24 protein-coding genes and 1 tRNA gene are annotated in these 24,765 nt (G+C 58.8%); 8 read left to right on the top strand and 17 right to left on the bottom strand.

The genetic code is table 11. The annotated features are described in order from the left end of the window. Positions 1 to 7: 7 nt before the first annotated feature. The 6 genes from HMPREF2635_RS07375 to wecC all read right to left on the bottom strand — a co-directional run bounded on the left by HMPREF2635_RS07375 (position 8) and on the right by wecC (position 7,284). The gene (locus HMPREF2635_RS07375; RefSeq protein WP_141761691.1) at positions 8 to 955 is read right to left on the bottom strand and encodes an ABC transporter ATP-binding protein; all 948 of its coding nucleotides are present in this window, start codon (positions 953 to 955) and stop codon (positions 8 to 10) included. Next, the gene (locus HMPREF2635_RS07370; RefSeq protein ID WP_168167657.1) at positions 939 to 1,709 is read right to left on the bottom strand and encodes an ABC transporter permease; all 771 of its coding nucleotides are present in this window, start codon (positions 1,707 to 1,709) and stop codon (positions 939 to 941) included. The genes HMPREF2635_RS07375 and HMPREF2635_RS07370 overlap by 17 nt, the downstream gene beginning before the upstream one ends. Before the next feature lie 240 nt (positions 1,710 to 1,949). Further along, positions 1,950 to 4,040: a glycosyltransferase family 2 protein gene (locus tag HMPREF2635_RS07365; protein ID WP_070821500.1), complete on the bottom strand. Its 2,091-nt coding sequence runs from the start codon at positions 4,038 to 4,040 to the stop codon at positions 1,950 to 1,952. After that, a complete protein-coding gene (locus HMPREF2635_RS07360; RefSeq protein ID WP_070821499.1) occupies positions 4,037 to 4,621 on the bottom strand; it encodes a hypothetical protein in 585 nt (194 codons plus the stop codon). Before HMPREF2635_RS07360 ends, HMPREF2635_RS07365 begins: the two co-directional genes overlap by 4 nt. A 21-nt stretch (positions 4,622 to 4,642) precedes the next feature. After that, the gene (locus HMPREF2635_RS07355) at positions 4,643 to 5,950 is read right to left on the bottom strand and encodes a glycosyltransferase family 4 protein (protein ID WP_070821498.1); all 1,308 of its coding nucleotides are present in this window, start codon (positions 5,948 to 5,950) and stop codon (positions 4,643 to 4,645) included. A gap of 68 nt (positions 5,951 to 6,018) precedes the next feature. Next, positions 6,019 to 7,284, bottom strand: a complete 1,266-nt coding sequence (gene wecC, locus HMPREF2635_RS07350) for a UDP-N-acetyl-D-mannosamine dehydrogenase (protein WP_070821497.1) — start codon at positions 7,282 to 7,284, stop codon at positions 6,019 to 6,021. Positions 7,285 to 7,473: 189 nt separating this feature from the next. Between wecC and HMPREF2635_RS07345 the strand changes: the two genes are divergently transcribed. Continuing rightward, positions 7,474 to 8,361 carry a hypothetical protein gene (locus HMPREF2635_RS07345; RefSeq protein ID WP_141761690.1) on the top strand — a complete coding sequence of 296 codons (888 nt, stop codon included), beginning with the start codon at positions 7,474 to 7,476 and terminating at the stop codon, positions 8,359 to 8,361. Between the two features lie 94 nt (positions 8,362 to 8,455). Here HMPREF2635_RS07345 and HMPREF2635_RS07340 read toward each other — a convergent pair. After that, positions 8,456 to 8,528: transfer RNA gene (locus HMPREF2635_RS07340), tRNA-Asn, on the bottom strand. Between the two features lie 197 nt (positions 8,529 to 8,725). Between HMPREF2635_RS07340 and HMPREF2635_RS07335 the strand changes: the two genes are divergently transcribed. Beyond that, positions 8,726 to 10,126, top strand: coding sequence for a glycosyltransferase (locus HMPREF2635_RS07335; RefSeq protein WP_070821495.1), 1,401 nt, complete (start codon positions 8,726 to 8,728; stop codon positions 10,124 to 10,126). 47 nt (positions 10,127 to 10,173) lie between these two features. On the opposite strand, the gene HMPREF2635_RS07330 is transcribed toward HMPREF2635_RS07335, so the two are convergent. From HMPREF2635_RS07330 to HMPREF2635_RS13430, 3 genes are all read right to left on the bottom strand, one after another. Then, on the bottom strand, positions 10,174 to 10,836 hold the full coding sequence (locus tag HMPREF2635_RS07330; RefSeq protein WP_070821494.1) for a DUF1707 SHOCT-like domain-containing protein: 663 nt from the start codon (positions 10,834 to 10,836) through the stop codon (positions 10,174 to 10,176). 89 nt (positions 10,837 to 10,925) lie between these two features. After that, positions 10,926 to 12,083: a non-hydrolyzing UDP-N-acetylglucosamine 2-epimerase gene (gene wecB / locus HMPREF2635_RS07325; RefSeq protein WP_070821493.1), complete on the bottom strand. Its 1,158-nt coding sequence runs from the start codon at positions 12,081 to 12,083 to the stop codon at positions 10,926 to 10,928. A 134-nt stretch (positions 12,084 to 12,217) separates the two neighbouring features. Beyond that, positions 12,218 to 12,355 (bottom strand): hypothetical protein, encoded by a 138-nt coding sequence (locus HMPREF2635_RS13430; RefSeq protein ID WP_168167656.1) that lies wholly within the window; start codon positions 12,353 to 12,355, stop codon positions 12,218 to 12,220. 229 nt (positions 12,356 to 12,584) lie between these two features. On the opposite strand from HMPREF2635_RS13430, the gene HMPREF2635_RS07320 reads away from it, so the two are divergent. Further along, positions 12,585 to 12,869, top strand: a complete 285-nt coding sequence (locus HMPREF2635_RS07320) for a hypothetical protein (RefSeq protein WP_070821492.1) — start codon at positions 12,585 to 12,587, stop codon at positions 12,867 to 12,869. Between the two features lie 12 nt (positions 12,870 to 12,881). On the opposite strand, the gene dnaG is transcribed toward HMPREF2635_RS07320, so the two are convergent. After that, positions 12,882 to 14,810 carry a DNA primase gene (gene dnaG, locus HMPREF2635_RS07315; protein WP_070821491.1) on the bottom strand — a complete coding sequence of 643 codons (1,929 nt, stop codon included), beginning with the start codon at positions 14,808 to 14,810 and terminating at the stop codon, positions 12,882 to 12,884. Between the two features lie 157 nt (positions 14,811 to 14,967). Between dnaG and HMPREF2635_RS07310 the strand changes: the two genes are divergently transcribed. Together HMPREF2635_RS07310 and HMPREF2635_RS07305 are read left to right on the top strand one after the other, a co-directional pair. Beyond that, the gene (locus tag HMPREF2635_RS07310; protein ID WP_049157295.1) at positions 14,968 to 15,513 is read left to right on the top strand and encodes a guanyl-specific ribonuclease; all 546 of its coding nucleotides are present in this window, start codon (positions 14,968 to 14,970) and stop codon (positions 15,511 to 15,513) included. A 3-nt stretch (positions 15,514 to 15,516) separates the two neighbouring features. Further along, entirely contained in the window at positions 15,517 to 15,750 is a 234-nt protein-coding gene (locus HMPREF2635_RS07305) for a barstar family protein (protein ID WP_049157293.1), read from the top strand. Here the strand turns inward: HMPREF2635_RS07305 and HMPREF2635_RS07300 are convergent. Both HMPREF2635_RS07300 and HMPREF2635_RS07295 read right to left on the bottom strand, forming a co-directional pair. Further along, entirely contained in the window at positions 15,747 to 17,021 is a 1,275-nt protein-coding gene (locus HMPREF2635_RS07300; RefSeq protein ID WP_070821490.1) for a deoxyguanosinetriphosphate triphosphohydrolase, read from the bottom strand. The genes HMPREF2635_RS07305 and HMPREF2635_RS07300 overlap by 4 nt on opposite strands. An 11-nt stretch (positions 17,022 to 17,032) precedes the next feature. Further along, complete coding sequence (locus tag HMPREF2635_RS07295) at positions 17,033 to 17,617, bottom strand: YdcF family protein (protein WP_070821489.1); 585 nt, start codon at positions 17,615 to 17,617, stop codon at positions 17,033 to 17,035. Positions 17,618 to 17,660: 43 nt separating this feature from the next. Between HMPREF2635_RS07295 and HMPREF2635_RS07290 the strand changes: the two genes are divergently transcribed. Further along, on the top strand, positions 17,661 to 19,706 hold the full coding sequence (locus HMPREF2635_RS07290; RefSeq protein WP_070821488.1) for a TPM domain-containing protein: 2,046 nt from the start codon (positions 17,661 to 17,663) through the stop codon (positions 19,704 to 19,706). 1,001 nt (positions 19,707 to 20,707) lie between these two features. Here HMPREF2635_RS07290 and HMPREF2635_RS07285 read toward each other — a convergent pair. From HMPREF2635_RS07285 to HMPREF2635_RS07275, 3 genes are read right to left on the bottom strand one after another with little or no spacing between them, the layout of a single operon-like run. Continuing rightward, entirely contained in the window at positions 20,708 to 21,130 is a 423-nt protein-coding gene (locus HMPREF2635_RS07285; protein ID WP_070513570.1) for a hypothetical protein, read from the bottom strand. Further along, positions 21,130 to 21,648 (bottom strand): hypothetical protein, encoded by a 519-nt coding sequence (locus HMPREF2635_RS07280; RefSeq protein ID WP_070513573.1) that lies wholly within the window; start codon positions 21,646 to 21,648, stop codon positions 21,130 to 21,132. The genes HMPREF2635_RS07285 and HMPREF2635_RS07280 overlap by 1 nt, the downstream gene beginning before the upstream one ends. Continuing rightward, positions 21,648 to 23,027: a glycine--tRNA ligase gene (locus tag HMPREF2635_RS07275; RefSeq protein ID WP_070513576.1), complete on the bottom strand. Its 1,380-nt coding sequence runs from the start codon at positions 23,025 to 23,027 to the stop codon at positions 21,648 to 21,650. Before HMPREF2635_RS07275 ends, HMPREF2635_RS07280 begins: the two co-directional genes overlap by 1 nt. Before the next feature lie 189 nt (positions 23,028 to 23,216). On the opposite strand from HMPREF2635_RS07275, the gene HMPREF2635_RS07270 reads away from it, so the two are divergent. Both HMPREF2635_RS07270 and HMPREF2635_RS07265 read left to right on the top strand, forming a co-directional pair. Then, positions 23,217 to 23,516, top strand: coding sequence for an ArsR/SmtB family transcription factor (locus HMPREF2635_RS07270; RefSeq protein WP_070517872.1), 300 nt, complete (start codon positions 23,217 to 23,219; stop codon positions 23,514 to 23,516). A gap of 27 nt (positions 23,517 to 23,543) precedes the next feature. Continuing rightward, complete coding sequence (locus HMPREF2635_RS07265) at positions 23,544 to 23,963, top strand: Fur family transcriptional regulator (protein WP_070513579.1); 420 nt, start codon at positions 23,544 to 23,546, stop codon at positions 23,961 to 23,963. 40 nt (positions 23,964 to 24,003) lie between these two features. Here HMPREF2635_RS07265 and HMPREF2635_RS07260 read toward each other — a convergent pair whose 3' ends face one another. Next, a complete protein-coding gene (locus tag HMPREF2635_RS07260) occupies positions 24,004 to 24,756 on the bottom strand; it encodes an isoprenyl transferase (protein WP_046649040.1) in 753 nt (250 codons plus the stop codon). Positions 24,757 to 24,765: the final 9 nt, after the last annotated feature.

The following is a 24,765-nucleotide window of genomic DNA, read 5'->3' as shown; positions in this document are numbered from 1 at the left end:
ACAATCATCATCGCACTGAATTTTCGAGTAAGACGAGTGGCTTTTTAAAGTTTTGTTTAATGTCGCTGAGGAAATCGTGCGCAGGTTCCTTATTCTCCCTGCCCATGAGCTTTGCCCACTCTCGGTACTGAGTGGCTACAAGATCCGTTGGACCATCGGCAATGATATGCCCCTTTGAAATCCAAATAGCCCGACTGCAGTTTCGCTCAATTTCACCAAGCGCGTGCGAAACCAGAAATAGATTTCCTGCTCTCTCCAAAAGCTCCTCCATTCGCGCCGTCGCCTTAGCTCCAAAAGCAGCATCACCTGTCGAAAGCGCTTCATCAATCATTAGGATTTCAGGACGCACCGCAGTTGAAATCGCGAATGACAAGCGAGCAGACATTCCTGATGAATAGGTCTTCATCGGTCTTTTGATCGCGTCGCCCAATTCAGTCCACTCCCCAATCTCTCCGATTTGGTCTTTCGCATCATTAGGACTCATCCCCAGCGCGAGACAGCCTAAATAGATGTTGTGTTCCCCCGAAAGGTCGGGTTGAAGTGCAGGTGAGACTCCCATAAGTGTAGGTTGCGAGCGTGTGAGAATTCGACCAGAGGTAGGAGCGAGCCCTCCGGAAATCATACTAAGCAAAGTTGATTTTCCGGAACCGTTTAGTCCGATAATTCCGATCGACTCCCCCGGCAAGGCGATCAGGGAAGCATCGACTATTGCGTCCACAACTGTTTTCCCACGACCTGCCCGCGTCATACTGGCATCTGAAGAACGCCCCTGACTTATCACGTATCTCTTGGACACATTGTCCACTACAACGTTTGCCCGTTCTACATAATTGATGTCAGGTTCCGATTCCTTCACAGCAGGAGCCGTTGACTCTTCACGCATTTGTGCTTCTTTTTTCCGCTTCGCAGAAAAATACTCGCCGGGTTCAGCCGGCAACTTAGACGAGTCGAACATACTGGTCCTCCGCTCTCCAAAAGAAGATAAAACCAATCACAAAGGCACCTACGCTCCATGCTAAGAGCTCTCCCCACGTCGAAAGGCTCGGCGCGGTGCGGTATATAGAGCAGTCACGGACAGCTGTAAGAAAGATGTAGCAGGGGTTAGCCGACATTATCTGATGAACCGCTGAATGCTCTGTAAACCTGTCGATTGAGAACATCACGCCCGACAAGAAAAACAAGCCACGAGTCAGAAGTCCCAAAATGGTCTTAGCCTCTGGGACCTGTGCAGTGAGACGAGCAGTGATCATCATTAGGCCGCAGCCAAAAACATGGATTAGAAGGAATAGCGGTATCACAAAAACTACAGTCCACGATGGCCACGTTCCCCACTGAAAAAGAAAAGCCGCTATGAGCGCCACACACGCTGGCAATACGTTATCTATTAGTGAACGCAATGCGGTCGAGAAAGGAATTGATGCCCTTGGAAACTGAAATGCCCGAATCATCGAGCGCGAGGACTGCATGAGACTGATGCCAGCGTTCATGAGCCCCGTCATCATAGACATGAAGATAATCCCGATGAAAAGAAAACCAATGAAGTTCTCGATACCACGAGAGGTCTTCAGGAGAAGGCCGAAGAGAAAACCATAGAGCGCGACATCGAATAAAGGGTTTAGCACAAGCCACAACTGCCAAAGACGATAATCCCGTGTTGTACGCAGCGCCTTGGCGCGTGCGTCTGCGGCGATAAAGTGTCGTCGGTCCACCAACTGTGAAATGTACTCCCCAAGAGTAGGGCGTGTAGCCAACGGATGGAGACCTTCAGGGTTGACTATCTGTACGCGACCTTCATGTCGCGCTACCTGGGCATTGAGCTCTTCGACTCCTCGCTGTGAAGTCTTGGAACCGCGCCATTTGTGGCGTGCCAATATGAATCAGCCCTTCCAGATTTATTGTGTTCGAACGTCCATATAAGTCACGATCTTCGCTGAGGACGCTGAGAATTGCTACAGGGAATTGTACTCAGTCTGTCTAAGAAGTTCGTCGAGAACACCACGGGCTTGCTCGACGTCACCCGCCTGCGAAGTGAATTCAAGTGGAAGCCCTGACAGAGGCGAGCCCTCTACGATGACTCCCCACACAGCTGCCCCACTACCGACGTAGTCAGCATACTTCGAGGGAAGGAATGGGTTAAGGCTCAACGCTGTCCCCGCTGTGTTGGTGTCATTGACAACAAGAGCGTCGAAACGCGTGGAAACGTTAAGGAATTCGAGGTACGGCAAATACCCGTTGATGCAGAGGCATTCCGCTGCGGGATGATTCCACAGTTGACGACGAAGCTGTTCGGGCGCCGCGGTGAAGATATGAAGGCGGAACAGGTTACGCACCGGATGATCTTGGAGCGCGGTGAGAACGTCACCAATTCCGCGGTTGGCATAGAAGTTGCCAAAGTAACCGATATTGATGTGATCTGCATCGAGGGCATAGTCCGCCTCCACGAGCTGATACATCTCTTTTGTCGGCTCTGCGTGGTGCCGAATCGTCGACTTAGCGCGCGCAAACTCTTGGAGGTCGGTGGGATAACGCTCCAACATGACTTGTCGCTGGTTGGAATTAGTGAAGATGACTTCGTCGGCATACAGCAGTGTTACTAGTTCAGTCAGCTCAAAGTGAGTGGTATACGAGATGTTCGGCCAATCAGATCGCGTGACCATCGTCTTAAGCTTGTGAGTGGTCACTCCCCTAGTGAGCTTTCCTGGCCGAGGTTTTCCGTCTACACCAATGCAGAATGGATCAGAGAACTCCGCCTCCCATCGTGTCTCAGGATGGTTGTCTTTAAAAAGGGCCGCAGCCACATGGGAACCGGACCAAAGAGCGCGCGAATACATCGATTTATAGGGACCGTAGGCCTTCGCGCGCTTGGCGGCTTTCTTCGCAGCTTGTCGTGCATAAGAACAAATAGCACCCCAGTGTGCAAAAGAAGCGACGACATCGAGCTCTTCAGCGTGAACAAGATAAGGATCCACGATGAGCTTTGTCGAATCATCGTGACCGCGCACGCGCCCCATATTTGCATAAAAGACGTCAACAAGCTCCGCATCATTCCGAATCACTTTTGCTGTCACGTTGGCCGAAGTGTCTGCGAAGGGCGGGAAACAGTAGGAGAACACTAGTCGATTCGCTTTTTCGGTACGCAAACCGCCCCAGCGCAAACCAGGAACACCAATATCTACGGCAGTGTCGATGGCCCGCTGAACATCTGTGGGATGGGCGCGTAGGTAAGTCTCGATGAATCCGAATTGGGCATCCTCAAGCTTCTGAAGGGCCTGCTGCTTAGAGTCACCCTCACGAATCTCTCGGAGTTGTGCAATGCATTCGAGACGCTGCGCTACGTTGAAATCAAAGCTCTCAACTTGGCGCGACACAGAATCGTGTCGGATGGTTCTCAAATACGATGAGTTGCTTGGTGCTGCTGGAACGTTGAACACGAGTCCTGATTCTTCAAGGAAGTGTGCAAAGTAGGCGACGTCCTCACCCGAACGCAGCGATTCCTCATAGCGATAGTTTTGGGCCAGCACCGAAGGGAATACCTTGCAGGCGTTAAAGCCGAGTGCCCACGGCGCTCTCGCTACTGGAACGGTGGTGCCGCGAAGTGTTGATATACGCGCGTTGAGCGAATTCTCTTGAAGGGACCCATCATGTCCCTTATCGAGGATCGGCAGAAGCGCACAAACGCCATTGCGAGCATGCTCTAACCCCGTCTCAAGGAATCGAGGTTGAAGGGCGTCATCATCATCGAGAAAAGTAACGAAATGGCGACCAGCACTTGCAATACCAAGGTTGCGGGCGCGGCCGACGCCGGGTGATGCGGTCCGAAGTACTCGTAAATCGAGCTGCGAGAATTGATCTTCCAGATCTAGTTCTATGTCTAGTGCCGCTGGCCCATTGAAGACGACTAAGACCTCGAAGAGATCGGTGCTTAAGGTTTGATTCGAAAGCGAAGCGAGCGCCGCAGTGAGGCCCGAGCTTGCGTCGTTGGTTAAATCATGCGCATAAGAAGGAATGATGACGCTGATTCCTGGGAGAATGGTACTCATCGGATCTTCTCCAATACTTTGTACAGCGACACCACCATAGAACTTGGTAGATATTGCTTGACTGGCTTAGCCAAGGTTGCAACGCGTGAAATCACTAGTGCTCGGAGCGTCGGGGCATCGGGGGCTGGACCCTGGTCGCGTGGGCCGACATTGGACGCCGAAAGCGGCGCGGAAAGCCCCCGAAGAAAATCATCGGGGGGCCGAGACGTACCAGCTGATTCCTCTACTCTGAGATGAATCCACCTTTCGGAAATGTGCAATCCTGCGACGCCTAGATCTTCGCTCACTGCGTCATCGCTATCAACTAGGTCATAGAGGTTGTCCGCCGCTGAGCGCGGCGCCCAGTATTCGACTACTTCCCTATCCCGGATGAGCCGAGCGAGAATAGGAGTTGCTTGGGCAGCGGGAACGTCAGCAAGCACCGCCGGCATATTAACCGCGTGATCGAGTTCCTCCTCGCTGAAGCAAAACACCACTGTCCCATGGCTAGCGGGTAAGGGCTGGAGCTGCTCTGAAGAGCACAGGAGCACTGCATAGTCGGTATCGGCGGGCTTGTAATCATCAAGCGATCCAATTTTCATCGGCACGTTGTCCTTGCCCAGCTAGTTCTTTTCCGAAACAACGCTCGTTACGATCTCCCGAATGACGTGCGGAACGGCTTCATCACGTTGTTTGGCAACCCATTCACGTCCACGCGCGGATACGTGAAGCATCGTGCGGTCCTCCATGAGGCTTATCCACATGTTTGCCAGAGCTTCTGGATTATCAGGTTCCACGACATGCCCTGCCTCAAGTTTCTCAACCAATGCGGCAGCTTCTCCTTGCACTACACCACTAATGTGGAGGCCAACCGACATCAACTCATAGGTCTTTGAAGGCACCGTGCGCGTTAGAGGCTCCCATGAAGTGAGATGGACTAAGGCCGTGTCTGCCCAGTCATAAAACTCTTCCAATCCCTCCGCAGGATAGCGGTGCTCGATCGTGGCGTCAGCCCCTGTTTTTTGAATCAAGTCCCTAACAGCAAGCCACGCAGCGCCGTCGCCGACGATGCGTAACCGCACCTTATAGCCCCGATCCTGAGCAATTTTTGCCGCTCTGACTGCATTATCGATTCGCTGAGCACGCCCCACTGTGCCGGCGTAGAGGACATGAAGCTCATCTCGCTGTATCCGGCTCATATCCGCGGCCAGATACTTAGTCTTTGGCGGAAACACATTACGGACGGTGCGAATAACACGTTTACGGCCGTCCCGCTTCGCAGGCAATGTGGCACCCAAATCCGTTGCTAGGTCCTTGGAGGTCGTGATAATTCCATTGGCATGGGTCAACGCGCGCATCATGGCCTTCTCCGTAAGCGCGGTCAAAACTTGGAAGGGACCTTTGCTCAAGACCACCTCGCGAATCGAGCGTCTGCCCGTTCCGGAGTTCCAATCATCCTTCTCACGTAGAAGCTCCGGCCATGCGTCGCGAAGATCCACGATGTAGGGAGCTCCAAGATGCCGTGCGACCAGCATGGTGACCACCGATGTTGGAAGAGCAGGGACGGTGCCGATAACCAGATCAGGAGAAATCTCCTGAATTTTCTTCCGATGCGTCACTTGCATTGCCAGCATCGAAGAGGCCACAGAGGCTTGGTTTAGTATTCGGCGAGTTAACGTAGAACCGGCAGGGAAAAACCCTGAGCGGAAGATCCTCTCACCCGAGTTTCCTAGCTCAGCTCGGCGGCAGCCAAGGATGGCGTTTTTAGACAGCCACTGCTTCAAACGGATTTGACGTTGGTAGTGAGGTGGAGGCGCAATCACAGCCACCTCATGCCCAGCCTCGACGAGGATCTTTGTCAGCCACGACCATCGGCGTTGCGGCACGCCGTTCTCTGGGGCCCAATACTGGGAGAGGACTAGAATCCGCATCCTACGCCGTTCTTCCTAAGTGTCGACATCCTGCGCGGACCTACAGTTGGACCGCACAATATGTTTCTTTAACGCCAAATACCCTTGGTATCAATAACAGTCTTTCCTTCCAGCACAGACTGATCGAGGTTGATAAACTCCTTGTGGTTAACGAGGAGGAGAACTACGTCAGCAGCCTCAATAGCTTCCTTCGTGTCCTGCTTTGTCAGGTTAGAAATGTTCGAGAGAACAGCGGGAAGCTCATCCACATTCGGCTCAACGACCCGGATATCGAGCTCTGGGTTATCCACACCGAGACGCTTCACGATTTCCAAGGAAGGCGATTCACGCAGATCATCGATGTCATTCTTAAAAGCAATACCGAGAGCCGCCACAACTGGATTCTCTTTACCCTCTAGAGCCGTGACTACTTGCTCAATAACCCATTCCGGCTTGCCGTCGTTGACATCACGTGCCAGCTTAATGAGCTTAGCTTCCTCTGGTGCCGCCGACACAATGAACCACGGGTCAACCGCGATGCAATGACCGCCAACGCCTGGCCCCGGCTGCAGGATGTTCACGCGCGGGTGGTGGTTCGCTAGCTCAATGAGCTCCCATACATCAATCCCCAAACGGTCGCAAATCAGGGATAGCTCATTAGCGAACGCAATGTTGACGTCACGGAAGGAGTTCTCCGTAAGCTTTGCCATCTCTGCGGTCGTAGCGTTGGTCATAAGAAGTTCCGCTGTACAGAAAGTTGCGTACAGATCACGAGCAAGCTCAGTGCCCTTGGGCGTCAAACCACCGATAACACGGTCATTGTTTTCCATTTCTTCCATGATCTGGCCCGGTAGAACTCGCTCTGGACAGTGAGCTACGAAGATGGCGTTATCGTCTTCATCGTTAAGGGACAGATCCGGTCGCAGCTCAATGAGGTGCTTCGCCATATCCTCTGTAGTGCCCGGAGGAGAGGTCGACTCCAGAACGACAAGCGCGCCAGGGCGAAGGTGCGGGGCAAGCGCCTCAGAAGCGGCACGAATGTACTTGGTATCTACCTGGTGATTGTCCTGGAAAGGGGTCGGCACGCAAACAATGTAAGCGTCAGCTTCAACCTGTTCAGCCTGCGCGACAAGGTTTCCTTCTCCCACCACCTTGGCCAGAAGTTCTTCGAAACCAGGCTCAAAGAAGGGCACTTTGCCTTCATTAATAAGCTTGACGAAACGCTCATTTACGTCAATACCTACGACTTTGACGCCCTTTGAGGCGATGAAAGCCGCCGTAGGTAGTCCGATGTATCCGAGGCCTACAACGCAAACTTTGTCAAAGCTATTGGCAGCATTCTCCTGAGGCGTCATCTTTTACCTTTCTCGCTACTGTGCTCAGTCAACGGTAGCACGCGAAGCCATTCCACAAACGCGACAGTCTCACTAATAGAAAAATCTATTGCCAGTTTAGCTTTCCCCGCTTTTAGTTTCCTTCGGACCCTTTATCCACTGCCCACAGAAATCCCGTTTTGCCGCCTCTTCACGATAAGCTGACGGACTATGGCACTGAGGAGAAACTACACGCGCTATGGCGCTTCAACTACTTTTTTCGATTCTGTAGAGGAATTTCTCAACTCAGCCGTGCCAGGTAGCTCTTCTGAGGAGGCTGAGGCGATTTCGATTCGCTATGGTGCTGCCTTCATGGATGTGCTCGTTGAAGATCGCGGCGCCGATACCACTATCGTGTTGTTTCACGCGGCCATTGACCCAGCCAAGACCACTCTCCCAGTCTTCATTGGACGGCACATGGTCGAAGGTGTTGATGCCAACCTGGTGTATGTTTCCGATCCCTCGCTTGATCGGGGCGCAAGTATTGGGTGGTTCACGGGAGATGAGTCGCGCCCATTTCAGGAGGACCTTACCTCGTGCCTAACGCATATTTTCACTAACTTCCATCCTGGTACACCTGTCGGGGAGCTGGGCAAGAAGGCAATCTTCTTCGGCGCATCAGCCGGTGGCTTTGCCGCGCTGTATTTTTCACACCGCTTCCCCGGTTCATTAGCCGTGGTGTCAAACCCCCAAACCCATATCGGGCGTTACCTTGAGCCGCAGGTAAAGGCATACCGCAAGAAGTGCTGGAGTAGCCGGAAGCTTTCCGAGACCACGATGACCTTTGACTTGGTTACAGAATACGGCAAGGGTTTCGATAATTACGTGGCATACCTTCAGAACGAGGATGATGAGCTGCATTACACCCAGCATTACCTTCCATGGTCCCAGGCAGTGGCTGAGCGCCCGCAGCAGTGGAGGCTTCTCCTCGGGGATTGGGGCGAAGGCCATGCCCCTGCCCCACAAATGCTTCTCACCGGAATTCTCGGCTACGCAGCATCACTAGCTGGCGATTGGGGGCGACTCTTCGAGGACGAGATGTTTGTCAGCTCAGTCTAGGGAACCTTTGGCTTCTGTCTTAGGCTTAACCTTAGCTTTGGGCTTAAGGGAGACAGAAATGCAAAAAGCCGCCTGTTACTAGGCGGCTTATTTGCTCCTCCAACTGGGCTCGAACCAGTGACCCTTCGATTAACAGTCGAATGCTCTGCCAACTGAGCTATGGAGGATTATGCGTATGCTGCCGAGCAAGTGACCTCGCTCTGTGCAACGAGATGTAACTATATAAGGTCTTTTCCAAAGAACACAAATCGCCTGCACAGAGCACATATTAAATGCGCCTAGCTCGGCACTTTTCCTTCCTGTTTTCAAGCAAAGGTAGACTGTCATCAGATAACACTCGTAGGCAAGGGGTAGAGGTTTCTTCATGTTCATTGGGCACACTCGCTTTAGTCTCTTCGTCCCCGATTCGGCGTCGTGGCGAGCAAGCAATGAACAGACTGGATTTTCGGAAGGTGAGTATCGCGACTACCTCTACGATGACGCGCGCCTGTCGTTGCGCACGGACATTTTCCTCAATCACACCGTGCCTACACTTGCAAAGGCAGCCGAAGGCTTCGATGTGAAGCACGTTGTCTCCTTCTCTGAGTCCTTACCGCGGAAGTTCAAAGAGCAGCTGAAAAAGGCAGCGGACAGCTTCGGCATATTGCACCTTGATGAGCTTCCTGATGGTGATAGCGGATGGACTGCAGTACGCCGCTACGTCCAAGCAACAGGATTTAAGGGCACGTTTGGTCGCTACCGTCTAGACGACGATGACGTCTTGTCCGCTCACTATTTTCAAACTACAGCTCCCTATATCAAACCGGAGTTTGAAGGAATGCTCGTCAGCATGCCACTTGGCATCGAAGCCGTCTATGCAGATGGTCAGTTCTTCCACCTGCGTGAAGCCCACACACCTATGAACTCGATGGGTCTCCTGTCCATCTGCTCCGTGAAGGAAGACGGCACCGTAGTGGAACCCCAAAGCGGGCCGCATGATAAATCAGATCGCTATGCGCCCGTGATTCTTGACGCCTCCCAGGTGGGGTACTTACGCGCTATCCACGCGGGGCAGGACAACGCCATGCGTCACGAGCCAGGCCTGGTGATGGCTCGACTCATGGAGAACATGGCGGACTTTCCTCGATTTACAGACGTGGCTGCCTTGGAGGCTGCTTTTCCTACGGTGGCCAAGCAGATGCAGAGCACGAGCGCACCGCTCAATATCGATAGCATCGTTGGTGGCGGCCAGCATTATCTCCTGCAGCCGGCCAGTGGGGATGTCAGCTTCGTCATCCACGGAGAGTCAGAGTGGAAACTCGATAATGAGCTCCTCGTGAGCCTTTGGATCGAAGATTCCCGCGGGCGACGCGTTCCCTCCTACAAGACAGTCGAGGGGTTTGCCGCCTCCAATAACCCGAGCATTGGGCATTTCGCGTACATCCCCACAGAGATCGGAACTTTTCGGAGCTTGTTAAGTCTTCATTTGGAGCACGGCTATATCCTTCGCGGCTTCCGTGTCCTGGCGCAGAGCGAGCAGGCCAAGGAGGTTCGGGTCGCAAAGATCGTCATGCAGCAGCAAGGCGGGAAAGCACGCTTTGTTAGCCAGGAAAACTGGGATTCCGCGCGAAGCCAAGGCATACGCGGCCTAGTTGACCAAGCCATCGACAGCGTTTATCAGAACCGAACGAGCATCGTAACCAACGTACGCAGCGTTCTCGGGGAGGACCGTGCTAACAAAGTCATCGCGCGCCTAGATCAGCTAAATAAGAAGATACGCAAGTAGATGCCTCTCCTTATCGGAAGTAACGAGCATCAGCTTTAAGCTGATTCCTACCGCTTCACCACGTGCACATCTACCCCACCAAATAGGCTGAAGCAGTTCACCACTACTTCAGGGGCGCTGGCAGGCAGGTCTGCGGGGTCGACGGCACCGCCCTCGACCTTGATGTCGTGGCCGCCAAAGAGGCCGACGCCGTTGACACGAACGCGGAATCCTTCCGGGACCCACACGTCGACGCCGCCGAATACCCCGACCGCTTGGATTGTCGTGACGTGTTCTTTGAGGGAGGCACCGCGAAGGTCTACATCGGTGCCGCCGAAGATTCCCATCGTGGTGTGATGAGCGGCGATGGGAATGCCGCGCACAGTGCTACCGCCAAAGATACCGAGAGAAAGCCCCTGCGCGCCGTGTACCGAGGGTTCCACTTGGGCCAGGGCCCGGTCAACGACGGTGGATGTTTCGCGATTGGTGGTGTTGACCGCCTGCGAGGTTTGACGCGCTATCTGGTGGCTACCAAAGAGAACTTTTTCTGGGGCCTCAACTAGATCCCCTACGAGGTCGAGCAGCTCACCGCGCGTCGTGGCATCGGCGCAGTGGCTGGAGCGCTCCTCGAATTCGGCGACGCTGAGCTGGCCTACCGACATCGCATCCGCCAACACCTGTGAAGCGGTGGTGCGCTCAGAGTTCGTGCATTTGATGTCTCGTGATTCCATGTCTTGATTTTACGTGGAAGCACGCATTTAAGCGCGGCGAAAGGTTTTGAACACATCGCCGCGCTTATTCGTTGGTTCCTGGGTTCTTGTTAGGACTCAATCTCGGGAGCGAAATCGGGCAGGCGCTCCCCTACTCCAAGGAGCTCAGCGATAGCTGCCACAGCGCGCTCAGCAGCCTTGCCATCGCCGTAGGGGTTGACGGCGTTGGCCATGGCATCGTAGGCGGCATCATCATCAAGGAGCAGCTTAGCCTCCGCCACGATGAGGCTACGGTTGGTGCCCACAAGCTTCACGGTTCCGGCCACAACCGCTTCGGGGCGTTCGGTGTTCTGGCGCATGACCAAGACCGGCTTGCCCAGAGCCGGGGCTTCTTCCTGAACTCCGCCTGAGTCGGTGAGGATAATGGTGGCACGATCTAGAAGCTTGGTGAACTGGTCATAAGGCAGCGGGTCCGTGATGATGACGTTAGGCAGGGACTCAACCTCCGGAAGCACGGCCTCACGGACCTTGGGGTTGAGGTGCAGGGGTAGAACAAAGTTAATGTCTGGATAGGCCTCTGCCAAATCCTTGACGGCCCCACCGATTTCCTTCATGGCTTCAAGGTTTTCGCGGCGGTGGGTGGTGACCACAACAAGACGCTTGGCCGACTGCGCCGCTTCCTGGACGGCCGAGTCTTCGAATTCGGTGTCCCAGCTTGCAGCCTCAAGTAGGGCATCGATAACAGTGTTGCCGGTGACCGCGATGTCCTTGGACCGCACGTTCTCGCGGCGCAGGTTCTCCATCGATCCTGCAGTCGGGGCTAGGTGCAACTCTGCAACCTGGCCGATAAGTTTGCGGTTCGCCTCTTCCGGGAACGGCGAGTGAATGTCACCGGTGCGCAGTCCTGCTTCCAAGTGCACGATTTTCACACCGCGATGGAAACCAGCAAGCGCCGCGGTCATGGCCGTGGAGGTATCTCCCTGGGAGATGATGACGTCGGGTTGTTCGGCATCGATAATCTCGTCCAGACCCATGAGCGCGCGGGAGACAATCTCATTGAGTCCCTGGCCCGGCTTCATCAGGTGCAGGTCCAGCTTCGGCTCAATGCCAAACATGGTGTTGACCTGCTCTAGCATTTCTTTGTGCTGGCCGGTGGAGACTGCAACAGATTCGAAGCGCTGGTCCTTCTCCAATGCCTTAATGACTGGGGCTACCTTGATTGCCTCGGGGCGGGTGCCATACACGGTCATAATCTTCGGCTTAGACATTAATTTCCTTCGTTTACTACCGGGAGAGAATCTCCATCAGAGTTTACCGTGATTGTGTCACGTGCACATGGCCCGGCGATAACGGAGAGTCGAACATCAGTCCTGTGAACGAGCAGTCGCTAGTCCTGTGAGCGCTAGTCCTCGCTCACGGTGACTTCCCGCGGCTCTTCGAAAGCAGCCACGCGCGGCTCAGCTGCCGCCACGCTGGCTGTTAATAGCGCCGACATCGCCACGGCCGCCGAGGCCGCGTGCGTACGCTTCGAACTCTCCACAGATCTTAAGTTAACCGAAGCGAATGGTGTTTGGGAAGAGTTGGCACCATATACATTCGATCGAATTCTATTTGCTCCATTCGCTGCCCTCCTGCGCTCCACGGCTGCACTGCCCACCACGCCAGCAGACTTGGACAGGTAGGCTGTTCATGAGAATTGCACGTTTCCCGTACGTTGTACGCAAACACTGGCTGTCGAGCCGGCTGAAGAAGGGGATGACTAGTTTCCAATGATCCAATTTGTTGTGGGTGCTGCCGCCGGATACGTCTTTGGAACCAAGGCTGGGCGCAAGCGCTACCACCAAATTAAGGGCGCTTATGAAAAGGCCGTGAACTCCCCCGCCACCAAGGCCGCGGTGCGCTCCGCGCGCAAGGCTGTGGCGAACCGTTTGGACCCAGAACCGCGCATGCGCGAGCTTAAGGATTACAACAAGGGACGCCGCGGCAAGCGTGGCCCCAAAGGTGCCACGGATGGGGTGCAGCCGGATCGGATCTACGAGCCGGACGAAGATTAGCGTGTGCGTCGGTTAGCGCACGCCGCGGAAGGCGCGGTCATTGAGCTCGCGGCGGGCCTGCTCGAGTGCGACAAGGTCGGCGAAGAGTGAGTTATAGGACTCTTCGTCGTCGGAGGGACGCATGCGGCCTAGTTGGGCCTTGAGTTGGGCTACTTGATCGCCCACGCGGGCTTCTTGGAGACGGGAGAGCACGGAATCGGCGTAGGCCTCCAGGTCGGTATCGGGGTTGCCGGTCTCGCCCAGCTTGATGGGTTCCACGGCGAGCTCAGAGACGAAGTTACGGGCGGTGAGGTCCAGCATCTCCCCAGCCACGGCGGCCAGCCACTCCACGCCGGGCATGGCGCTGCCTGCGGTCACGCCACCCAAAGTGGAGATGGCTTGGCGCACGGTGCGGTAAGCCTCGTTGGAATAGGCATCCTCTGTGATGCCATCGAAGTAGCTGCCGGCGATCTGCGGGTACTGCAGGGCCAGCTTGAGGGCCTCGCGCTGTGGCCACAGGTGCGGCTCGCGGGGGCCGGGGATGTGCATGACGGGGGCATTGGACTGCGCAGGAACGGAGGAGGTCTGCTCCAGGGAGGCAAAACGCGGGCGCTGCTCCTTCTTCGGCCTGCGGGCTTCCTGGCGTACTTGGTGGAGTACTTCCTCCGGGTCGGGCCAGCCCACCCAGCCGGCCAAGCGGCGGGCGTACTCGCGTTGCAGAGGTTGATCCCGGATTTGGGCCACGACGGGCACGGCGCGGCGCAGGGCTTGGAGGCGGCCTTCGGCCGAGTCGATGCTGAACTCCGAGATGACGGAGCGGATGACGAACTCGAACATGGGGATGCGGTCCGCCACCAAGTCGCGCACGGCAGCGTCGCCGCGCGCAAGGCGCAGATCGCAGGGATCCATGCCGTCGGGGGCCACGGAGACGAAGGACTGGCCGGTGAGTTTCTGCTCGCCCTCGAAGGCGCGCATGGCGGCTTTCTGGCCGGCCTCGTCGCCGTCGAAGGTGTAGATGAGCTCGCCGTGGAAGTAGGAATCATCCAGCATCAGGCGGCGCAGCACCTGGAGGTGGTCCGGGCCGAAGGCGGTGCCGCAGGAGGCCACGGCGGTCTTTACGCCCGCGGCGTACATGGCCATGACGTCCGTGTAGCCCTCCACCACCACGGCTTGGTGTTGCTCCGCGATGTTGCGCTTGGCCAAATCCAGGCCGAAGAGCACCTTGGACTTGTGATAGAGCATGGTCTCGGGCGTGTTCATGTACTTGCCCAGCTTGTCATCGTCGTAAAGCTTGCGTGCGCCGAAGCCGATGACGTTGCCGGATAGGTCCTTGATGGGCCACAGCAGGCGCCGGTGGAAGCGGTCGATGGGGCCGCGCTTGCCCATCTTGGAAATGCCGGCGGCTTCCAGCTCCTCAAAGGAAAAGCCCATGCGCAGCAGGTGCTTGGTGGCGGTATCCCAGCCTTCCGGGGCATAGCCGCATTCAAACTCGTAGATGATTTCCTTGGAAAATCCGCGGTCGAGGAGGAACTCACGAGCAGCGGCGGCCTGCGGGGTTTCCAGCTGCTGGCGGTAGAACTCGTGCGCGGCCTTGTTGGCAGCGATGAGCCGGCGGCGCGTGCCGGGCTTCTCATCGCGCGCACCGGTGGAGCCACCTTGGTAGTTGATGTGGTAGCCAATTTTTTGGGCCACGGCCTCGACTGCTTCCGGGAAGGAGACCTGCTCCATCTCCATGAGGAAGCTGAAGACATCCCCGCCCTTGCCGGTGGAGAAGCAGTGGTAGTAGCCGCCCTGCGGGCGCACGTGGAAGGATGGGGTCTTCTCATCTTTGAAGGGGCTCAGGCCCTTCAAAGAGTCATAACCAGCGGGCTTGAGCTGGACGTATTCGCCCACGATCTCATCAATAGGCGCGCGTTCACGGATAGCTTGGATGTCGCTGTCCGGAATTCTGCCTCGTGCCATGCGTACAGACTACCCCGCCCACGCAAGGTACAGGTACCCACGGCTGGGTGGGCAAGAGCCGCGAGTCCCACATCCTGGAAGAACCCATATGTGGGAATCGGAATAGTACAGGTTCTTGATTTCTATTTCGGCCCCCGCACCTGCAATGATGGGGGCCATGGCCCAATCCTCCCCCTCCAAAAAGTCGCTGCCGGCTCTCATCGGTGGTGCGGTTCTCGTCCTCGTCGCGGGCTACTTCGGTATCGACCTCGGTGGCTCCAGCGATGGCGCGGACCAGAAGGCAGCGTCCTCATCTGATACGCCTGATGCGTCTGCTGCATCGGGCGCATCCTCTGCCGCTGGTGCGTCGGGTGGCAATGGTGGGGATGAGGGGGACGTCGCCAAGCAGGGCGGCTCCGACCTGCCCACCTGTTCCATGGATTCCCTGCCCCAGGAGGCCCACGAGACGGCCAGCGACATCCTGGCGGGCGGCCCCTATGACTATCCGGATAATGACAACGTGCGCTTTGGAAACTATGAGGGCGTGCTGCCGCAGCAGGACAGGAATTACTACCGCGAATACACGGTGGAAACGCCGGGGATTGGGCACCGCGGGGCCAAGCGGATTGTCACCGGTGGCGGGAGCGAGACCGACCCGGATGTCTGGTACTACACCGATGACCACTACGAGAGCTTCTGCAGCATCCCGGACGCGGAGGACTAAGACATGCAGCGCATCCTGATTACTGAACCTATCCGCACGCGCGAGGACTTCTATGGCGCACTTGGGCGCCTGCGCGGCTGCCAGTCCGGTGCGCCGCGCAATCTCGATGCTTTGGCCGATTTCCTGCGGGAGCAGCACATCGTGGCGATTATCGCCGCGGATTTCGACTTGGTCGAGGAAGACCTGGCCCCGATCAGCATGGTGCTGAAGGACCAGGGTGTAGCACTCGTGCGCTAGCTCAAGAAGCCGAACAGATCGGCGCTGCGCTGGGCCAGGCGCTCCAGGCGCGATTCGGTCATGGAGGCGATCTGGTCGATGATGGCGCGGTCACGCTCCAGATCTGTGTCGGCTTGCTTCCACCACAGGGCGAAGGTGGCATCCAGCGAGCCCGGCGCGCCGGCCACCAGGTAGTCGTAGACGCGGTAGATGCGCTCGCGCTGGCGGTCTTGGCGGGCCAGATGGGCAGGCTCATCCATGACGTAGAGCACGGCGATGGTTTTCAGCAGCGTTACCTCCGCCACTGCGCCGGGTGGGACGGCGAGGTCGCCGTGCATGCGGCCGAGGGGGCCGTCGTTGGCCGCCAGCGTGGCGGAGACGGTGGCGCCGACGTAGCGGCCGACAAGCTCCGAGGTCATCTTCTTTAAGTTGGCATAAGAGCGCAGGGAGTAGTCGAAGTTACCGATGGCGTTGATGACATCCAGCTGGCGCAGGCGGTCGGCTGCCTCGAGGAGCTCGTCGGCGGTACCGCCGAAGGCTTTTGCGCCCTTGTCCGCAAGGTTGGCCAGCTCCACCAGATCCCAGAGCACGTTCAGGGAGATGCGGCGGGAGATGATGCCGTCTTCGACGTCGTGGACGGAATAGGCGATGTCATCCGACCAGTCCATGACCTGGGCTTCCATGGACTTGCGCTGGTCGCAGTGGCCTAGGCGCAGCCACTCCAGCACGTCCGCGTCTTCGTCATAGGCGCCGTATTTGCGGTTGGTCGTGCCATCCGGGTTGGTCTTGGTCCAGGGGTATTTGCAGGCGGCGTCCAGCGAGGCGCGGGCGAGGTTGAGACCATAGCTGTGCGGGCCCGCTGGGGTATCCAGCACTACCTTGGGCTCCAGCTTGGTCAGGATGCGCAGGGTCTGGGCATTGCCCTCGAAGCCGCCGAGGGCCACCTCGTTGAGGGCATTCTCGCCGTTGTGGCCGTAGGGCGGGTGGCCGATGTCATGCGTCAGGCCCGCCATATCGCACAGGTCCGGGTCTAGGCCTAAGCCCGCGCCGATGCTGCGGGAAATCTGGCTGACCTCCAGGGAGTGTGTTAGCCGGGTGCGCGGGGTATCGCCATCGCGCGGGCCCACCACTTGGGTCTTATCCGCTAGGCGGCGCAGCGCCGCGGAGTGCAGGACGCGGGCGCGGTCCCTGGAGAAGGCGCCGCGGTGTTCCTCGGTTTTTAGCAGGGCCGAGCCTTTCGGCGACTCGGAGGCGAGGCGGGCGACGTCTTCTGCGCAATAGGTATAGCTCACGGGTTTTAAGCTTAGGCGGAGTCCTGGTCTTCCTGGGTCTGCCTCGCGCCAATAACACGGTGGCGCAGGGCCTGGTTGGGGCGGATGAGGCGCTCGATGCGGTAGAAGGCCGTCCGCACGCCTTCGGTGCGCTTCTCCCCCAGCAGGGTGCGCAGGCCCAGGTAGGCTAGGCCACCGGTCTCGTGGGCCAGGTAGCGCCACCAGGGGATGGAGAAGCGCCGGGAAGGATAATAGGGCGTACCCATAACGGTCGCGGTGATTCCTTCTTGGCGGGCAATGAGGAAAGTGCGCAGGCGGTGGAGCGGGTCGGTGATGATGACAGCCTCGCTTACACCAAGCTTTTCGCGCGCAGCTACCAGCTCGCTGCGGGTGTCAAGGCCTTCTTCGAGGGCGGTGACTTTAAGGGGTTCGTCGTCAAGCAAGGCCCGTGCCACCCCGGCTTCGGTGAACCTATCGCCGGGCAAGTTCCCGCCCACGGTGATGATGGGCAGGTTGTGCGCGGTGGCGTACTCGGCGGCGAAGCGCACGCGGCCGCTCAAGATTCGGGAGGGGCGCCCGTCGTATTGCGCGGCGCCGAGGACAATAACGTACTTCACTGCCTGTCCACTTTAGCGTTGGGTGGCAGGTATCGTGGTGCGCATGACTACTGCTGCTCGTATTGGACGCGTCGCCCTCGCCGCCCTCGTGCTGGGGTTGGCCACTGCTAGCCCGGCCGTGGCTGCGGACTTCGTTGTTGCCGCGCCGGAGGCTGCCTCGCTCACGGAGAAGGTGACGGATGAGGCGGGGGTGCTCTCGGACTCGGAGAAGGCCGAGTTGGAGGACAAGATTGCCGCGCTGCAGCAGGAGAACCACGTGGTGATTTTCGTGGTCTTTGCCTCGTCGCTGCCGGAGGGCGCGGAGAGCTATGCGGATCAGATTGTGCAGTCCAAGGGCCCGAATTCTGCGGCCTATGTGGTGGGTGTGGATGATTCCACCGTGGGCGTGCAGACGGGTAATGATTGGCCGCGCGGGCGCCTGGATGTGATGTATGAGGCGGCCTACGCCAAGCTTGCCGACGGGCGCCAGTTCGGTGCTTCCGCACTCGCGCTTGTCGACGCTGCCGCTTCCGGTTCTTCTTCCTCTTCTGGCTCAGCTGGTTCCTCTTCTGATTCCGATGGCTCGGGAGGCTTGTGGCTAGCTGGCGGCGCGGGCGCGCTGGCTTTGGCGGGTGGCGGAATCGCGGTGGCCAGCCGGCGCAAGACCAAGAAGGACTCGGCGGCCACGCTGGAGTCGGCGCGCCAGATTGAGCCGGGGAATACCGCGCAGCTGGACCGCCTGGATATGGATACGTTGGAGAAGCTGGCCCAGGAGGAGCTGGTCTCCACGGATGAGTCGATTCGCCGTGGCAAGGAGGAGCTCGACATCGCGGTGGCCGAGTTCGGCCCCGAGCGCACTCGCCCGTTCACGCGCGCGATGAACCACTCCACGCTGACCCTGCAGAAGGCCTTCCAGCTCCAGCAGAAAATCCAGGACAACCTGCCGGAAACCGCGGCGGAGCGCCGCCAGATGCTGGTGGAAATTATCTCCTCCTGCGGGCAGGCCGATGACGCCTTGGATGCGCAGGCGGCGGACTTTGCCAAGATGCGTGACTTGCTCATTAACGCCAGCTCCAAGCTGGATGAGCTGACGCGTCGGGTGGTCGACCTGCGCGGGCGCCTGCCGCAGGCGCGCGCTACCTTGTCTGCTCTCAGCAGCTCCTATTCCGAGGAGGTGCTGTCCTCCATCGCGGATAACCCGGAGATGGCGGAGGTCTCCCTCAATGAGGCAGAGAAGCTGTTGGAGCGCGGCCGCGAACTGCAGTCCCAGCCCGCTGGCCAACAGGGTCCTTTGGTGGGCTATATCCGCGATGCCGAGCATGCGCTGGAGGTCTCCGACCGCCTGCTGAATGGCGTGGAGAATGCGGAGAACTCAATCACGGCGGCTCGCGATAACCTGCCTGCGCTCATCGATGAGGTCGAGGAAGAAATCGCCGAAGCCCAGCACCTCGAACAGCGCGGCAAGGCCCAGGGCTCGACTGCAGATTGGGCCGCCTTGGAGGAGTTGCTGGCCCGCGCCCGGGAGGCTCTGCGCGCAGCCCGCGAGCACGGTCAGGGTGATCCACTGGGTCAGTACACGGCGCTGACGGCTATCGATGGCGAACTGGACCAGCAGCTGGACACCGTCCGCGAAACCAACGCCACCCGCGAGCGCCAGATCGCGCTCTACCGCCAGCAGATTGCCGCGGCCGAGTCCGCTATCCAGGCAGCTGAGGACTTGCTCTCCTCGCGTGGCCGCGTGGTGGGCCCCGATGCGCGTGTGGCTCTTGCCGATGCCACCCGCCTCTTCGCCCAAGCCCAGAACTCCGCCTCGAAGGACTTGCGCGCGGCGCTCAACTACTCCCGCGATGCCGCTTCTGCCGCGCAGACCTCGCTCAACCGCGCGAAGGAAGACCTGGAGGCCTACCGCCGCCAAGAGCAGCGCCGCCAGGCCACCGATGCCGCAGGCAACATCCTCACCGGCATGGTGCTGGGCCAAATCCTCGGCGGCGGCAGCTCCCGCGGCCACGGTGGCGGCTTCGGCGGTGGCTTCTCCGGAGGAGGCGGCTTTGGTGGCGGTGGCTTCTCGGGCGGCGGCGGTGGAGGTGGCTTCCGCGGCGGCTCCTTCTAGCCGCCCTCTCCCCCTTCCCCGCGCTAGCCCCTCCCAGCTGTCTTCACCCACTTCCCCGTCCTCTCCCCTTCCCCGCGCCAGTTCCTCCCAGCCGGCTTCACCCACTTCCCCGCGCGAGCCCTCGAGACCCGCGGCCCACACCCGGCATCTCATAACCAGGGCGGTCCCACATGGCATCTCGCACAAGGCTCCTTGCAAAAGGCATCTGGCAAAAGGCATCTTCTAGAAGGCGTTTTCACAGCTAAAAACGCCTTTTGCACCCTCTACATGGCGTTTTCAGCCCCAAAGGCGCCTTTTGACAGATGCCATCTGCCAGATGCCTTCTGCCGGACTGTCGGATGCCGTTTGCGGGATGCCTTCTGCCGAATGTCCTTGCACGCATCGGGCGGTTGGATACCGACTCGATTGTCGGCCAAGTAGATCCACGGATACGGGATTGGTGCACGTACATGATTGGTGTAAACCGGTCATGCACATGGTTCTGGCCAAACGGTTCGCCTCAGATGGTTGCAGTCAAACGGCTTACTTGGGGGCAAGTAAACCTTCTGCAATGCGCTAGATGGTTCGTTTGGGGGCAAGCAAACCTTATGACTGCAACCATCTGACTCGAACCCTCTACCGGCATACCAAGCCGAGCAAACACACTCGGAGAGCTCCTCTTCGAAGACAAACTCCACTACTCGCATGTCGGTGCAGGTTATATCGCGAAAGGTCCCTTTAGTTTGGTGCCTTTATTCTGGTCCCTTTGCCTAGTAAAGGGACCATCTATCAGGCGAAAAGCTGCGCCACATGGTCCCTTTGCACTCATAAGGGACCAGAGTGGAGGGACCAAACCAGAAGGACCATCTGTGAGAGAGCGGAAAGCACGGCCTAGCAGGCAGGAAGCAAGAAGGGGACGTGCGCCGAGCAGGCAGGCAGCAAGAAAGCGAAGTGGGCTTTGGCGGGCAGCAGTGCGAAGTAGGGGTTCGGTGCACAAATGGGCGGCACCGCGGAAGGTGGGCTTAGGTGCGGAAGGGGCGGATGGAGCCGTCGAGAAGCAGGCAACAGTAGCTGGTGAAGGCGGCGTCCGTGAGGGGGAGCTCGCCCACCGCAACTTCGAGGTCGCGGCCGCGCGGGGTGGTGCGGGCAACCTCGGCGGCGGGGCCAGACAAAGCGAGGATGCGGCGCTCGCGGCGGAAGGGGTTCGTGCGCTCGAGCAAGTACTCGCGGCCCTGACAGACCGCACGCAGCTTTTTCACCGTGAAGCTGGTCTGCTCCGCCGAAAAGTCGGGCCCGCGTACAGTAAAGCTGCGAGCGCCCGGGATGTGCTCGAAGGCGATGGTGGTGCCCGTCCCGGGCAGCAGCAGGCCCGTCGGTCTCACGCGGGCGATGACCTCGCCCGCGCCATCCACCAGCGCCCCATCGCGCCACACCCAGCGTTGCATCAGAGGAGCACCGCAATGATGGCGACAATGGTCATGAGCAACAGCATGGCGATGATCGGGATCGCGGTCTTCTGCGTCCGGGCCTCCAAAATGACGCGGGTAAACCAGCTCAAAGCCGCAATCTCCGAATGGCTGAGGTCATCGGAGTCATCGCTGTTCTCGCCCTCGAACTCGAGGATGGCCTTGCGCACGCCAGAGTTCTTGGAGGAGAACTGGGCAATCTTCAGCCCCTCGTGGTCCTCGACAATCCAGTCACCGCCGGCCTCGTTGATGAAGGCAAAGGTGCGCCCGTCCAGCGAGGCCTCCAAGCGCTTATCACGCTTGGGATTGCCCGCCAGACGGTAGACGCGGTCGTCTTCCAGGGTCACCGACGCGCCCAGGTCATCGAGGCCCAAGCGCCAGTGCTCGCCTTCCACATCTGCCGAGCGTTCCTGGAACATGCCCAACGACGCCGGCCCCTCCCCCACGAGGAGGACCGGGTTCTTGCGGTCGCTGCGGTCCCAGCTGGTGTAGTGCATTAGCAGCCAGCCAGGCGGGCAGCCAGGTAAGCCTCAAGCTCGTCGAGCTTGACGCGCTCCTGCTCCATCGAGTCACGCTCACGCACGGTGACCGCGTTGTCCTCGAGGGTGTCGAAGTCATAGGTCACGCAGAACGGCGTACCAATCTCGTCCTGGCGGCGGTAGCGGCGGCCGATGGCGCCAGAGACATCGAACTCCACGTTCCAGTTGGCGCGCAGCTTGTTGGCCAGCTCGCGGGCCGGGGTGGACAGCTCTTCCTTCTTCGACAGCGGCAGCACGGCCACCTTGACCGGAGCCAGACGGCGGTCCAGGCGCAGCACCACGCGCTTATCGGTACCGCCCTTGGCGTTCGGGGCCTCCTCTTCGTCGTAGGCATCGATAAGGAAGGCCATCATGGCGCGGCCCAGGCCGGCAGCCGGCTCAATAACGTACGGGGTCCAGCGCTCGCCAGCCTCCTGGTCAAAGTAAGACAGGTCCTCGCCCGAGCCCTTGGTGTGCACGGAAAGGTCATAGTCCGTGCGGTTGGCCACGCCCTCCAGCTCGCCCCACTTGGAGCCCTTGAAGTTATAGGCGTACTCGACGTCCACGGTGCGCTTGGAGTAGTGGGAGAGCTTCTCCTGCGGGTGCTCGTAGAGGCGCAGGTTCTCTTCCTTAATCCCCAGGTCGATGTACCAGTTGAAGCGGTCATCGATCCAGTACTGGTGCCACTCTTCATCCTCGCCCGGCTTGACGAAGAACTCCATCTCCATCTGCTCGAACTCGCGGGTGCGGAAGATGAAGTTGCCCGGGGTGATCTCATTGCGGAAGGACTTACCGATGTTCGCGATACCGAACGGCGGCTTCATACGCGCCGAGGTCATCACGTTCTTGAAGTTCACGAAGATACCCTGCGCGGTCTCCGGGCGCAGGTAGTGCAGGCCCTGCTCATCGTCGACCGGACCCAGGAAAGTCTTGAGCAGACCGGAGAAGGCCTTCGGCTCGGTCCAGTCACCCGGCTGGCCAGTCTCCGGATCATTAATATCCGCAAGGCCGTTCTCCGGCTCGTGGCCGTGCTTTTCCTCGTAAGCCTCGATCAGGTGGTCGGCGCGGTAGCGCTTACCGGTGTGCTTGGACTCCACCAGCGGGTCGGTGAAAACCTCGACGTGGCCGGAGGACACCCACACCTGGCGCGGCTGGATCACGGATGTATCGACACCCACGACGTCATCGCGGGACTGCACCATGTGGCGCCACCACTGGCGCTTGATGTTTTCCTTGAGCTCGACGCCAAGCGGGCCGTAGTCCCACGCAGAGCGGGAACCGCCATAAATTTCACCTGCCTGGTAGACCAAGCCGCGGCGCTTACACAGGCTGACGACGGTATCAATGACGGATGCCATAGCTAATGGGACTCCTCTGGTAGGGGACAGTCTTTATACAGTGCGGCCTAGTCTAGCGTGCCCCTCACCGCCGCGTGCCGTCACCCCAAAAGTGTGGTGCATTTTATACACATTTCCGCATTCTTCGGCTATAGTACCGATAGCTCTCTTTTAACTCTCCATCAATAGATATGACTGAAGGTGAATGGCGTGACCAACACCCAGAGCGAAGCTCTCCCTTTCGATCGTGCCGCGGCTGCCACCGTGATTAGCGCTTTGGATTCACCACTGCGCATCGATATCATTCAGCGCCTCTCCGAGCGCGACCACTACGTCCACGAGCTGGTGTCCGCGACCGGCAAATCGCAGCCGCTTATCAGCCAGCACCTGCGGGTTCTCAAGCGCGCGCAGATCGTCGACAGTGAGCGCACCGGCCGCGAGGTTCGCTATTCTCTGGTGGCGCCTAAGGTGCTGCCCTTGCTTCGCGACGCCTCACTGGCCACCGCTTAATGGAAGTGTGTTGATAAACTAGGGGCCATGTCCATCCACGACAGTATTCCCAAACTCGGTGCTCGCAATACCCGCCAGCGCACCGCCGTCGTTGAGGTCCTGCGTAGTCTCGACAAGTTCGTCTCTGCCAAGGACATTCACCAAGCGCTTATCGACGGTAACCAAAAAGTCGGCCTCACCACCGTCTATCGCACGCTCCAATCACTCTCGGAGATCGACGCTGTCGACGCGCTCCACATGCCCTCCGGTGAAACCCTCTACCGCCACTGCGAAAGCGATGCGCACCACCACCACCTGGTGTGCACCAAGTGCGGCCGCACCGAAGAAATCGACGGCGGCCCTATTGAAGAGTGGGCCTCCTCGGTAGCCAAGAAGCACGACTTCGAGCTGACCGGCCACGATGCCGAAATCTTCGGCATCTGCGCCGAGTGCCGCGCCCGAAACTAAGGCCCGAAATCAGGGTTTCGGGCGTTAGAAACGATGCTGGCTACTTGACGCCGCCGAAGCGGCGGTCGCGCCGCGCGTACTCCTCCACCGCGGCAAACAAGTCTTCCGGAGTGAAATCCGGGAAGAGCTTGTCCTGGTAAATCATCTCTGCATAAGCCGACTGCCAGAGCAGGAAGTTGGAGGTGCGCTTCTCACCGGAGGGGCGCAAGAACAGATCCACGTCCGGCATATCGGGGTCATACATCACCGAGCTCACCGTCTTCTCGTTGATGGAGCGCGGGTCCAGCTCGCCGCGGGAGACTTGCTCGGCGAGTTCCCGGATGCCGTCGACAAGCTCGGCGCGCCCACCGTAATTCACGCACATCACCAGGGTCATCGTGGTGTTGTCCTTGGTGAGCTCCTCGGCGGCCTCGAGCTCCTTGATAACGGAGCGCCACAGGCGCGGGCGGCGGCCGGCCCACACCACGCGCACTCCTCTCTCGTTGAGCCAGTGGCGCTGGCGGCGCAGCACGTCGCGGTTAAAGCCCATGAGGAAGCGGACTTCCTCCGCGCTGCGGCGCCAGTTTTCCGTGGAGAAGGCGTAGGCGGACAGGTAGGGAACGCCGAGGGAAAGACAGGCATCGACGACATCGAGAAGCACGGCTTCCCCGCGCCGGTGGCCTTCGGTGCGCTTCATGCCGCGCTCCTCCGCCCAGCGGCCGTTGCCGTCCATGACCAGTGCGATGTGGCGCGGCAGGAACTCCTGCGGGATAGCGGGCGGATGAAGGACTCGGTTCGGGTCAGGCGTAATCACGGATTACAG

The sequence above is a fragment of the Corynebacterium sp. HMSC035E02 genome, from assembly GCF_001836065.1.
Lineage (GTDB): Bacteria > Actinomycetota > Actinomycetes > Mycobacteriales > Mycobacteriaceae > Corynebacterium > Corynebacterium hiratae.
Note: the sequence above shows the minus strand (reverse complement) of the source record. Positions and strands in the feature narration are given on the sequence as shown.